Source organism: Corallincola platygyrae (genome assembly GCF_039544265.1).
Taxonomy (GTDB): Bacteria; Pseudomonadota; Gammaproteobacteria; order Enterobacterales; family Neiellaceae; genus Corallincola; species Corallincola platygyrae.
The window spans coordinates 76,175-88,516 of sequence record NZ_BAABLI010000033.1 but is presented as its reverse complement, the minus strand read 5'-3'; the positions used below and the strand labels follow the sequence as shown (position 1 = coordinate 88,516).

Genomic DNA, 12,342 nt, shown 5'->3' with positions numbered 1-12,342 from the left:
GAGCCGAATACAAAGGGGATGAGTTGATGTTGGCTGAGAACTACCTGATGTTGAAACATATGCATATGATGTTTGCTGTGATCAGCATCTTTCTGTTTGTGCTTCGTTTTGTATTGCAGCAAGTTAACTCCCGATTTGCCAATGCCAAACTGCTCAAAGTCGTGCCTCATATTAACGATACGCTGCTTTTGGTCTCTGCTGCAATGATTGCCATTGCAATACAGCAATACCCCTTTGTGCATGCCTGGCTGACAGAGAAGATCCTGCTGCTGATCCTATATATTGTTTTGGGCATGTTTGCCTTGAAATGGGGTAAAACTGCCACCATCAAACGTATCTGTTTTGCTTGTGCAGTGGCTACCTTTGGCGCCATTTTGTATATGGCCAGAACAAAAGCGCCATTTATTCTTGGTTAAACCCGTTCGTGAGTAGAGAAGTAAATTTGACTGCGACGTTTGATATCAAATCAGTGACCGGACAGGCCCTTGAACTGTCCTCCCGATTGCAACGTAAATTCGTTACCGCTAAAACCCTGATGCTGCTAGATAAGTGGGCATGGGATGTTGCGCAGCGAACCGCCTATTATGATTCGCTGGACGCGCGATTGGCCGCTTTCAATGAGTTCTTTTATGGCGAATTGGAATTTAAAGCTCAGGCCGAGAACTGCTTGAGTCCTGACAATGGCCTGGTTGATAAGGTGTTGTTGCAACAGGCGGGCAGTCCTATTGTCATGTCTATGCTCTATCTATACCTGCTTCAATACAGTGAAGTTAGTGGCGAACTGGTCGAGTACCCTGGCGCGGTATTGGTGAAGCTTGCAGATCCCCAGCAAGGCTATCGTTATATTGATGCAACCGAAGGGCGTGAACTCTCTTTTAGTGAAATGGAAGCCCGGTATCGAGGTATCAAGGGCGACCTGGCAAGATTGGATTCAGAGATGCTTAAAGGCATTTCTGAAGATGAGGCAATGGGTCGTTTGTTGCTGGGATTAAAGGCCGCCTATATCCGTGAAGAAAAATTCGCTGAAGCACTGATTTGTAGTGAGCGCCTTTTGGCCATGAATGGTGATGATCCATTTGAGGTTCGTGACCGAGGCTTTTTGCTTCAGCAATTGGAATGCTTTCCTTTAGCAGTAAAGGACTTTGAGTTCTTTCTGGACAAATGCCCAGATGATCCGTCGGCACCGCTGTTGAAAACCCAAATGCGTCAAATGGCTAGCGAACAGGTTGTGTTCCACTAGTCTTAGAACTGTTTTCCGTCCGCGAAATCGCTGGCCCGAATAAAAAGAGAAGAGAGAAGGTTATGGCACAACAGGTCGTTAAGATTGGTGATATTGAAGTAGCTAACCGCGCGCCATTTGTCTTGTTTGGCGGCATCAATGTGCTGGAGTCCCGAGATTTAGCCATGAAGGCGGCTGAGCACTACGTCAAAGTGACAGAGAAGCTGGGCATTCCGTACATATTCAAAGCCAGCTTCGATAAAGCGAATCGCTCCTCGGTGTTTTCTTATCGTGGTCCAGGCCTGGATGAAGGCTTAAAGATTTTTGAAGAGCTGAAAAGCACTTTTGGTATGCCTGTTATCACAGATATTCATGAGCCATCTCAGGCTGCACCTGTTGCAGAAGTGGTCGATGTGATTCAGCTTCCGGCATTTCTGGCCCGACAAACCGACTTGGTCGAGGCTATGGCTAAAACCGGAGCAGCAATCAATATCAAGAAGCCCCAGTTTTTAAGTCCTGGCCAGATGAAGAATATCGTCGAGAAGTTTGGTGAGTGTGGCAACGAGCGAGTCATTCTGTGTGAACGTGGCAGCTGCATGGGCTATGACAATCTGGTCGTGGATATGCTTGGCTTTGGTGTGATGCGAGACGCATGTGACAACGCTCCCATGATTTTCGATGTGACCCATGCGCTCCAGTGTCGTGATCCTTTGGGGGCAGCATCCGGTGGTCGCCGTTCTCAGGTGACAGAGCTTGCGCGTGCAGGTATGGCAGTAGGTTTGGCAGGACTGTTCCTCGAGTCTCATCCAGATCCCGACAATGCACGTTGTGATGGCCCAAGCGCATTGCCCTTGTCTAAGCTGGAATCCTTCCTCTCCCACGTGAAGGCGGTGGATGAGGTTGTGAAGTCATTACCTGAGATTGATACCTCTGCTTGATGAGTAGCAAACTTCCCCCGCTCAATGCTGTTAGAACGTTTGAGGTGGCCGCGCGCCACCTCAGCTTTACACGTGCCGCCGAAGAGCTTTTTGTTACCCAGGCTGCGGTGAGCCACCAGATCAAATCGCTGGAAAGCTATCTCGGTGTCCGCCTGTTTCGCAGAGCGCATCGCGCATTGCTACTGACAGAAGAGGGCCAGAGTTACTTTCAGGCGATCAGCCCGTTATTACGAAGTTTGTCTGAGGCAACCGAACGCATGTTGGCAAGGCGTGCCAGCGGTGCACTGACGGTGAGCATGACACCGAGTTTTGCTATCAGTTGGCTGGTGCCTCGATTAAGCGACTTCAGTTCAAAGTTCCCTGAAATTGATGTCCGAATCAAGGCGATTGATAGAGAGTCTGGCCCGCTGGAAGACGATGTTGATGTGGCATTTTTCTACGGTCGTGGAAGATGGCCTGGCTACGAGTCCTGTAAGTTACATGCTGAATACCGCATCCCGGTATGTGCGCCTGAATTTGTCAAAGGTGCAGACAAGCTGCAAGAGCCTGATGACTTGGTCAACAGGACCCTGCTGCACGATGGCTCTCGCCAAGACTGGAAGCGATGGCTGAGGCAAGCTGGTGCCAAACAGGTTAACGCCAATGTAGGGCCAATATTCAGTCACTCAACCATGGCACTACAGGCCGCTATTCTGGGGCAGGGCATTGCCCTGGGACATACAACGTTGGCTCGCCCGGATATTGAAAGTGGACGCCTTGTTGTGCCATTTAAAACGGCAATGCTCAGCCGTGATTCCTACTATTTGGTCTATCCGGAAGAAGATGCGGATAACCCTAAGGTGGTGGCGTTTAAAGAGTGGGTCATGGACAGGGTAACGACAGAACAGAACTACCTTGCAGGCATGCAGCCTGAAGAGGAAGTCGCAGTAGCAGGCAGCCATCATGACTGACTGCTCAGCTTGTGATGTAAACCCTAACATACTGGTCAACGGCGCTGAACAGCCGATAGCAAGGCTGCTGTTGGCCCATGGTGCCGGTGCAGGCATGTCTCATGACTTCATGTCACGGCTGGCTGAGGCCTTGTCGAATCAACATCTTGAGGTCGTACGCTTCAATTTTGATTATATGGTGCAGGCACTGGAGCAGCAGAAAAAACGCCCTCCGGATCGTCTGCCCAAGCTGGTTGATTGTATGACTCGGGTAGGGGAACAGCTTGATCATAATCTGCCCTTGTTTGTTGCTGGCAAATCGATGGGAAGCCGAGTGGCGTGTCTGGTTGCTGAAGGGCTGTCAGCCAGAGGTGTTATTGCCTACGGTTATCCATTTCACCCACCGGGTAAGCCAGAGCGTTTACGCAGAGACGAGCTTGAAGCAAGCGCTGCTGACATATTCGTTTTGCAGGGTGAACGAGACCCTTTTGGCCGGAGTGATGAATGGTCTGGTTTTCAGTTACCCGAGCATGTTTCATTGGTCGCCGTAAAAGATGGTGAACACAGTTTTAAGCCAACGAAGAAGTCTGGTGTCACGCAGGACGACAACATAGTGTTTGCTGCTGAGCAAACCGCTAGGTTTATCAAGTCAAAACTCGCGTGCTGATAAACATCCGGAATAAAACAGGATTAATGAGATAGCATGAAGAATCTTGCCACCATAGGTGCATTGATGATGGCGAGCGGTATTGCATTAGGTGCTTTTGCCGCCCATGGCTTGAAAGCCAGACTTGAACCAGAGCTTTTGGCTGCATTCCAAACGGGAGTGCAGTATCAGATATATCATGGGCTAGGTGTATTAGTATTGGTGGCGCTTTCTCTTTTCAGCGGTATTCGACTGAAAGCTGAAGCCGTCTGGTTAGTCACTGGCGCGTTAATTTTTAGCGTCAGCCTCTATCTGCTCGCTCTCTCTGGGGTGCGTACCATTGGCATGGTGACGCCCATAGGCGGCTCTGCGATGATTTTGGGCTGGCTTTTATCCGCAAAGAAAATCTGGCAGGAGATGTCATGAACGCACTGTTATTGTATTGCCGCCCCGGTTTTGAAAAGGAGTGTGCTGCAGAGATCCAACACAGGGCAATGAGCGTGGCTGCTGGATATGCAGAAGCAAAACCGAACACCGGATATGTTTTATACAAGTGTTTTACTGAAGGTGATGCTGAGTACCTGGTGCGTCGTCTGCAATTTTGGCGACTGATTTTTGCCCGACAGATGATTGCATGTACGGCACATTTAAAGGATATATCGGTTGATGATCGCGTCGCAGAAGTACTTGAAGCGGCCCAGTCCCTGCCTCTTTGCGGTGAACTGATTGTTGAGCCCACTGATACCAATGAAGGGAAAGAGCTTAGCAAATTCTGTCGGAAGTTTTCAGTACCGCTGCGTCAGAAGCTGAGAAAGCACAACAAGCTGACCGATAAACCTAAAGCCGATAAGCCAGTGATGCACCTGTGCGTGCTCAGCGGCACTGAGATGATGCTGGGTTACTCTATTCCGGGTAACAATAGCCGCTTTGAAATGGGGATCCCCAGGCTCCGTCATCCCAAGGATGCGCCAAGCCGCTCATCCTTAAAGCTTGAAGAAGCATTTCTAACCTTTGTGCCACCGGAAGAGACAGAGAAAAGGGTCACATCTGGAATGAACGCGGTTGATTTAGGTGCTAGCCCGGGAGGATGGACTTATCAGCTGGTTCGAAGGGGCATGATGGTTTCTGCGGTCGATAATGGTCCAATGGATCAGGCCTTAATGGATACCGGCCAGGTTAAACATTTTCAGGAAGATGGTTTTGGCTTTGAGCCCAAGCGTAAAAATGTCACTTGGCTGGTGTGTGACATGGTTGAGAAGCCTGGCCGTGTGGCAAGACTTATGGGCCAATGGCTCGCTAACCGCTGGTGTGAAGAGGCAATTTTTAACTTGAAATTGCCAATGAAACAGAGGTTTTCAGAAGCTGAGCGCTGTCTTGATTTGATGAAACAATACTTGCGGGATGAGGGTGTGAGGTATCAGGTCACGGCCAAGCATCTATATCATGACCGTGAGGAGATCACTGTACACTTACGTCGGGAGCCTCGTCGCGATCGTTAGCTGCCCAGGCGCTTGCGCCTGGCACGATGCAATCGTATTGATACCACTGCAGGCAAACCTGTACAGGCGCTTGACCATGTTTGGCAGGCGCCACGCCACATTCAACCTCACCCTTACGAATGTTCACCACCTGCCCATACTTGTGTTTGCCGTCAAACACGCTGTAACTGGGGCAGGCATCTTCCGGCCAGGGGCCTATCTCTAGCATGGGCTGTTTGGCAACATGTGCCACCAACTCTTGCTCTGGGCGAGCCCCTGAATCGAAGTAAAAGCCGCGGCACCAACGTTGCTGATCTGTATTCAGGTCACAATCGTTGGCCACAATCGATATAATTTTTTGTGCTGGCTGCTTTTGTGTTGGTACTGCTTGCAACTTAGGGCGATAGGTTTGAGGTTTTAGCTGATCCTGGTAATCAGGCAGTTGATAACTCTCATCATGCAGAACAGGCTGAGCATTAGCTAGGCGAGGCAGTTCAGAATACCTCATTGGCTCATGGTCTGCGGTCCAGAAACCCCAGATGCAGAGGCCCAAGCCTACCGGGATTGAGAGCATGAAAGGACGAAATGCGTAAGCTGCACCAATATTCCAATCGCGGGCAAAGCACGATGCGCCCGCAATACCCCAGATGATAACTGCGATATATATCGCCATGGGTAAAGTTGGGTTAGCACGTAATGCACCGTCAACTACAAAAAGGGCGGTCGCTGCTAGACTCAGCAAGCAGAAAACCCAACGAATCAATGTCAGCAAGCTACTTCTCCTATCTCTGCCGGCTTCCATATCCGACAGGCCAGATTCTACCACTGTTCATAAAATCATCAAGCTAATCGAGACTACAGTGTGGGTGATATTTTTCTGTGAATATTGTCAGACACTTAGCAATTTGTGATTGCTCGATGTGTAAAGCAGACATCAAGGAGCTAAGCCGATCGTGTTGTAATTGCTCGCCTTCAACCCATAACTGACTGAATAGTAAACTGGTTAATCGCAGCAGATAGGCATAGCCCATCGCTTTACGTGATGCGTTTGGACTGGCGCGATCTGCCGCCAACGTTAGTGCATGAATGGTAAATTCTGGCAGCTGCCACCGAGATGCAAAGGCCAGACCTAACGACGAGAGTCGCTGAGGATCATTCGACTTAAACCAACCGCTGGGGTTTTCTGCATTTATGTCATGCCATTTTGGTCTGTTAGAGTACATTTCTGGGGCCAAATGCAGGCCAGAGCACTGAACCGTGGCTGCAACTCTGATCTTTTCAGGATCTGCAAACCGGGTCGCATCGGCGAGTAAAGAGGCTAATCCAGAATAGTTTTCGACAATGGTCGACATCGAGGGTAGGTAAGGGCCCGAGTCTTTGTCCAGCGCCATCAAAATGGCACTTCTCTGGACAAGTGGTGCTGCGCGTTTTAGTCCAAGCATCATCAGTGTTTGTTTGGCGTCAGTAATGTCCCGCTGGCGCTTGCTCATAAGGCTGGCCTGTTTGGCCATCCGCCGTTGCAGTGCAGGATGACGTTCAAGCAGTTTGGCGAGCTCATTAACACTCGGCTCTTCTTGATTAAAAAAGTACGCCGCTTCTGCAATCTCTTCGGGCGATAGGGTATCTTGTCGAGGCAACTTCAATCCGTCGAGAAGGACTACAGATTGCGCTTGCATCTGCTGCCAGCCCCGAATGATTCGGGCTAGGAAGTGGCGCCCTTTTTCTAGTTGAGTCGGGTAGCGACGAACGATCTGTTCAACATTACACTGCGCGACAGAAAGGTCTTTAGCTTCTATGGAAGTGATTAACGCTTCATTGCGATTCTGTCGGCCGATAACAATTGCCAGCTGTTCATCATCGGTTTTAATCACTGCGCCAGGTTGAATAGGCGCGAAAATTCTAGCCGTTAGATTGACCAGGTCCCTATCAAACGCAAGCCTGCCACGGCCGATAGCATAGCGAATAATCTGGCGCGGACGCAGACCTGAGCGGTTTTCTCTAGGGCAGATCTGCTCTGCAAAAAAACTGCACCATGCCAGTAACCGTGCCGCAGGGTTAATTTGATAGCCGGCAAGCGCTGGTGTCCCTTTGCCATTCATACGGGTGTTATGAAGCTGTACCGATCTCAGCCAAATGTAGGATTTGACCCCCGCTTGTTTTAACCACTCTGCGCTATGTTGGCCCCGTTGCAGCCAAACGTTGGCTTGTTCATCGGTAAAACGTGTGCCATCGAATCGGCTATCACTCATTGCCAGATGTGAGATATCTCTGGTCAAAGCAGCGGCAATCAAAGGCACACTGAGCTGAGCTGGCCATCGGCGTTGATAACAAAGCGCGCAGGTAAGGATCGCGCAGTTGAGCGCTTCGTTGACTGACAGGGCGTAGCGGTGATTGTGCAGGGACAAATGCGCAATCATCACAGGGGCGTCGACCGGGTATCCATGATAGATAGATTTTGCCAGGGCCAATGCGGCTTTTGCAAAGCCTGTCCTATCTGGCACTTCGGCCATAACAAACAGTTTGTAAACACCCTGATATAGAGTGTCTGGATGTTTAATATGTAAAGATTTATCAGAGTCGGACATCTGCAAACTGTCTACTTACCGCAATATCAGCTACCAAGGTATAGCCGTTCCATCAAAGTTTATCATCAGGCCAGAGGTTTCATTATCTAATTTATCAATTACTTGAGTCATGCCGCAGACTGATTGCTCAGTTGTGATCAATGCATTGCTGCCACCCATCTGGGTTTTCACCCAGCCGGGGTGGAGTGCGACCACTTTAATCTGGTGAGCAGCCAGGTCGATTGCCATGCTTTTGACCACCGCATTTAGCCCTGCTTTGGAGCTGCGGTAGATATAGCTGCCACCGGAGCCATTATCGGCCATGCTTCCCATCTTGCTGGTGATGCAGGCTAGCACTTTAAGTTTTCCAGCTTTCAAATGGGGTAGAAAAGCTTGGCTGACTAAGAGTGGGGCAATGGTATTTACCTGCAGTACTTGTTGCCAAACATCCGCTTCAACGTCTCCAAAACTATAGCCTTTGGGCCCATATACTCCTGCGTTGTTGATCAGTATGTCGATAGAGAGGTTGGCTAATTTCATTGCAGCCTGCTCAATGCTTTCGGGATCTGCTACATCGAGCGTCTGTATAGCGAGTTTGTCTGGTTGTTCCCGCTTTATCGTGACAAGCTCATGGGCTTCAGATGGATGCCGGCAGCAGGCAATCACATTAGCACCCTGAGCCAAATAGTATTTTACAAACTCCAAGCCGATGCCTCGGTTGGCTCCGGTGATAAGCACATTTGTTGTTTCAAGCATCCTTTGCTCCTGAATAACGTATTTCACTCATTGAAAAGCCTAAGGGGATATCTTTCTTATAATTCAAAATACGAAAGTTGATATCGATAATATCTGCACTCTCTCTCAGTTTTTGCGCCAACTTGGGATCATCAATCACATCTCTCCAAATATCGGACGGCTCTTGAATATGTTGCAGCAGATTTGCGGCAGTTTTTTTTCCGACGCCCTTAACGCCTTTGATGTTATGACTGTGGCTACCTACCAGTGACACAAACAACGGAAGTAAACCGGGCTGAATAGCGTACTTTTCGCGATAAAATTGCTCATCAAGATATTGGCGCAAAAAGCAGTCCCATTGAGAAATCGCCGCCCCTATTAGCTGACCATAGCCGTGATCGGTTGAGACAATCACCACAGGCAGGTGATTGCTCGCCTTGGCTGTTATTGTGGCTATCAGATCATCGGCTTCATCTGACTCTGATAGCAGAGAATCAACGCCAAGTTGCCAAAACGCCTGTTGGAACTGATCCAATGCATTGGAGAGTGGTTGAGGAATGGGCTTGCGGTTCGCCTTGTAGCTGGGGAGTAGCTCGGTGCGCCAGTTTTTTTCCTGCCCGTCGAATACACAAAGGGCATGGCTGGGGCGGTGTTGCTGAAGTAAGCGGTGAAGCGTTTGCTTACTTCGCTGGATCGCCTGCTCTACAGGCTGCGATGAGTTACTGCGTTCACAGGCGGCGTAGATCCGCCTGATTAGATTCATGCCATCAATTAGCAGTAGCTTCCCTTTCACTATAGTGCTGGCCTTCAGGATTGAACGGTATAGCAGGGGACGTAATCGGTACCAGGTAGCTTCATACGCTGCTGATTGACGAAAGAGCGTAACAGCCGGTCTAGCATCTTCATCAGCTCTGGGTCACCGTCTATGACGAACGGACCATGCTTTTCGATTGACTTCATACCCTCTGCTTTCACGTTCCCCGCAACAATCGCAGAAAATGCCCGGCGCAGATCCGCCGCCAGGGATGCCTTATTCTGATTTTTGTGAAGATTCAGCTGTGCAATGTTCTCGTGACTGGGTTCGAATGGCAGTTGAAACTCTGGTTCGATTTTCAAAGACCAATTGAAGTGATACGCGTCTCCAATCGTTTTACGATAAGCACGGACATCAGGCATGGCTTCCTTCATCACTCTTGCGGCCAGAGAGGGGTCACCAATTACGATGCGGTACTTGTTTTGGGCCTCAGGGCCAAGGGTTGCACCAATAAACTGATCAATTTGATGGAAGTATTCAGCTGATTCTTCTGGACCGGTAAGCACGATGGGGAAAGGTTGTTTACTGTTTTCGTCGTGCAGCAAAATCCCCAATAGATAGAGTAATTCTTCAGCGGTACCGACCCCGCCTGGAAATATGACGATGCCGTGTGCGACTCTCACAAATGCTTCCAGACGCTTTTCAATATCGGGAAGGATCACCAGCTCGTTAACAATAGAGTTGGGTGGCTCTGCCGCAATAATGCTTGGCTCAGTCAAACCGAGGTAGCGGCCGTTTCTAACTCGTTGTTTCGCGTGGCTGATAGCTGCCCCTCTCATGGGGCCCTCCATCGCGCCAGGACCACATCCTGTGCAGACATTGAGATGGCGCAAGCCAAGTGCGTGACCAACTTCCAGTGTGTATTGGTGTTCAATATCTGAAATTGAGTGTCCACCCCAGCAGACAACCATGTTGGGATCTGACTGGGAGTGGAGGGCACCTGCGTTCCTTAAAATATCGAACACAACATGGGTCAGGTGCTGAGAATTCGTAAGGTTGAGGAAATTATTACTCGCATACCTGTCACTGACGTAAACAATGTCTCTTAGTACAGCAAACAGGTGTTCTTGAATACCTTGTATGATTTCCCCGTCGACAATCGCTTCATCGGGTGGGTTTATGAGCTCAATTTTGACGCCTCGCTCACGGCGAAGCACATTGATATCAAAGGTTTTATACCGTTCCAGTGTCTCTTTACTGCTGTCTGTTTTACTACCTGAATTGAGTACTGCCAGGGAGCAGTTTCGGTACAAACGGTAAAGCTGGCTGGTGGAGCTGGCTTTCAGACGCTCCACTTCCAGCGGTGATAGCAGCTCCATGCTGCCTGAGGGACTAATCTGGGTGATCATAAGGCACCTCTCTTTTTATGAGCCCGCGCAGAGGCGGTGCTGAGGAATGCGTGCTATTTAATGCAAAGCTTGTTACGGCCTTCTTCTTTTGCCTGATAAAGCGCTTGGTCTGCACGCTCAAAAACAGTGGAGATATCTTCACCTTTTTTGAAGGTAGATAGGCCAACGGATGCGGTTACTGTGACACTATGGCCCTTAAACTTGAATGGAAGTTTAGACACGGCAACCCGTAACTTGTTCATTGGGGCTGCGGCATTCTTTGATGCCTGTTCTGGCAGGATTAAAACAAACTCTTCACCCCCAAACCGGCCTATAAAGTCGGTTTTCCGCACAGTTTTGTTCAACAACTGTGCAACCACCTGCAATGTTTTATCGCCAGCAGCATGGCCATAGGTATCATTGATACGCTTGAAATGATCCAAGTCCATAATGGCGATAGATAACTCGCCGCCATATCGCTTCCAGCGCTGGTATTCTATTTCCAGGCGTTCATCAAACGCCGCGCGATTAGGGAGTTGGGTCAAGCTGTCGAGGAACAGCTTGTGGCGTTGCTCGTTTAGTCGCGCCCGATACTCCTTGGCTTCGACCTCGAGAGTGTTTACCCGGCTCTGCATCCCTTTGAGCAGCTCGTTAAGGGTCTGTTCTTTTTCTGCCAGTTTCTCTCTGCGGGCAATCGCATCTGCAATTTCAGCAAGATGGGTTCTGACACTTTTCTTCAGCAAGTCCAGATCTGTGGCTTCATCTACTTCCTGACCCAGCTTTTCGATTTGCAGTTTCAGTTCTGCATTGACTTCACGGCTCTGCTCCGTAATGAACTGTGAGTCCTGTAGTGACTTGGCAACTGCACTGTAAACAGTACTGAGCGCGTCGTTTAGCTGAGTGAGAAACGCTTCAGAAGATTTACGTTCGCTTTGAATACCGTCAATCAGCAGCTTGATTAGTTCTATGCACACCGCAAGCAGTTCGTTTGCTTTGCCAGCTATGCCAATTCTCTGCTTCAGTTGCTTGAGCTTCTCATTTGCAGATGCATCAAATTCGATGTCTGTCGTCAGTGCTAACAGCTCATCGGTAAATTCACGTTTGAGCGTCTCAACCGCCTGACCCTCTTGGCTGCCATCTGCAGCTTGATAGGCACTGTTGTATAGCTCTACTAACTTTTGCAAATGGGGGAGAAAGTCGTAGACGGTTTGATCGGGCTTGTTGCTTTCGTCCAGCAGCGCTCTTAAGTCTCGGCGGAGCTGAGGGGGTAAACCTCGCCATTGCTGTAAGTTTTTGCCTGAGGATACGAACGTGTCTCTGGTCAGATTGAGCTTCTGCTCAATGTGACTTGTATGATTATTCAGTAGCTGATCGATGCCATTTATAAGGCTGTTTGCTTTTTCGACACTCAGATTATCAGCAAGGTGGGTTCTTAGCTGAGCCAGCTTGTTATCCAGCTCAATATTCTGTCCTTTGCAGGCTCTCGAGAGTTTATTGATCAGCTTATAGAGCGTGGCTGCTTCCTGCTTATAACGAACTTCCAGCTTTTGATAGGCTTGGTGGGAGTCCTTTAACTTTCTGTTAAGTAAATCAAGGTTCGCGCCACCTTGAGCTGAACTCGTCATCTCACTCTTCCTGAATCTCTATTGGATGCCGACTATAACATTTACTGAGCATTCAACTATAAACAT

Annotated in this window: 13 protein-coding genes; 7 read left to right on the top strand and 6 right to left on the bottom strand. The window is 49.2% G+C overall.

Annotated features, from left to right (window positions below):
• The first annotated feature begins 26 nt into the window (after window positions 1-26).
• The 7 genes from ABEA14_RS18275 (at window position 27) to rlmM (ending at window position 5,231) form a co-directional block, all read left to right on the top strand.
• On the top strand, window positions 27-416 hold the full coding sequence (locus ABEA14_RS18275; RefSeq protein ID WP_345342142.1) for a SirB2 family protein: 390 nt from the start codon (window positions 27-29) through the stop codon (window positions 414-416).
• Between the two features lie 8 nt (window positions 417-424).
• Window positions 425-1,240: a SirB1 family protein gene (locus ABEA14_RS18270; protein ID WP_345342140.1), complete on the top strand. Its 816-nt coding sequence runs from the start codon at window positions 425-427 to the stop codon at window positions 1,238-1,240.
• Between the two features lie 62 nt (window positions 1,241-1,302).
• A complete protein-coding gene (kdsA, locus tag ABEA14_RS18265) occupies window positions 1,303-2,157 on the top strand; it encodes a 3-deoxy-8-phosphooctulonate synthase (RefSeq protein ID WP_345342138.1) in 855 nt (284 codons plus the stop codon).
• The gene (locus ABEA14_RS18260) at window positions 2,157-3,107 is read left to right on the top strand and encodes a transcriptional regulator GcvA (protein ID WP_345342136.1); all 951 of its coding nucleotides are present in this window, start codon (window positions 2,157-2,159) and stop codon (window positions 3,105-3,107) included. The genes kdsA and ABEA14_RS18260 overlap by 1 nt, the downstream gene beginning before the upstream one ends.
• Window positions 3,100-3,753, top strand: a complete 654-nt coding sequence (locus ABEA14_RS18255; RefSeq protein WP_345342134.1) for an alpha/beta family hydrolase — start codon at window positions 3,100-3,102, stop codon at window positions 3,751-3,753. Before ABEA14_RS18260 ends, ABEA14_RS18255 begins: the two co-directional genes overlap by 8 nt.
• A 36-nt stretch (window positions 3,754-3,789) precedes the next feature.
• Window positions 3,790-4,158: a DUF423 domain-containing protein gene (locus ABEA14_RS18250; protein ID WP_345342132.1), complete on the top strand. Its 369-nt coding sequence runs from the start codon at window positions 3,790-3,792 to the stop codon at window positions 4,156-4,158.
• Window positions 4,155-5,231, top strand: coding sequence for a 23S rRNA (cytidine(2498)-2'-O)-methyltransferase RlmM (rlmM, locus tag ABEA14_RS18245; protein WP_345342130.1), 1,077 nt, complete (start codon window positions 4,155-4,157; stop codon window positions 5,229-5,231). Before ABEA14_RS18250 ends, rlmM begins: the two co-directional genes overlap by 4 nt.
• Here the strand turns inward: rlmM and ABEA14_RS18240 are convergent.
• The 6 genes from ABEA14_RS18240 to ABEA14_RS18215 all read right to left on the bottom strand — a co-directional run bounded on the left by ABEA14_RS18240 (window position 5,191) and on the right by ABEA14_RS18215 (window position 12,276).
• The gene (locus ABEA14_RS18240) at window positions 5,191-5,982 is read right to left on the bottom strand and encodes a hypothetical protein (protein ID WP_345342128.1); all 792 of its coding nucleotides are present in this window, start codon (window positions 5,980-5,982) and stop codon (window positions 5,191-5,193) included. The genes rlmM and ABEA14_RS18240 overlap by 41 nt on opposite strands.
• Before the next feature lie 73 nt (window positions 5,983-6,055).
• Window positions 6,056-7,795, bottom strand: coding sequence for an HDOD domain-containing protein (locus ABEA14_RS18235; RefSeq protein ID WP_345342126.1), 1,740 nt, complete (start codon window positions 7,793-7,795; stop codon window positions 6,056-6,058).
• A 30-nt stretch (window positions 7,796-7,825) separates the two neighbouring features.
• The gene (locus ABEA14_RS18230; RefSeq protein ID WP_345342124.1) at window positions 7,826-8,530 is read right to left on the bottom strand and encodes an SDR family oxidoreductase; all 705 of its coding nucleotides are present in this window, start codon (window positions 8,528-8,530) and stop codon (window positions 7,826-7,828) included.
• Window positions 8,523-9,302 (bottom strand): 5'-3' exonuclease H3TH domain-containing protein, encoded by a 780-nt coding sequence (locus ABEA14_RS18225; protein WP_345342122.1) that lies wholly within the window; start codon window positions 9,300-9,302, stop codon window positions 8,523-8,525. The genes ABEA14_RS18230 and ABEA14_RS18225 overlap by 8 nt, the downstream gene beginning before the upstream one ends.
• A gap of 14 nt (window positions 9,303-9,316) precedes the next feature.
• Window positions 9,317-10,672, bottom strand: a complete 1,356-nt coding sequence (ppnN, locus tag ABEA14_RS18220) for a nucleotide 5'-monophosphate nucleosidase PpnN (RefSeq protein WP_345342120.1) — start codon at window positions 10,670-10,672, stop codon at window positions 9,317-9,319.
• Window positions 10,673-10,725: 53 nt separating this feature from the next.
• Entirely contained in the window at window positions 10,726-12,276 is a 1,551-nt protein-coding gene (locus ABEA14_RS18215; protein ID WP_345342118.1) for a diguanylate cyclase, read from the bottom strand.
• Between the last annotated feature and the right edge of the window lie 66 nt (window positions 12,277-12,342).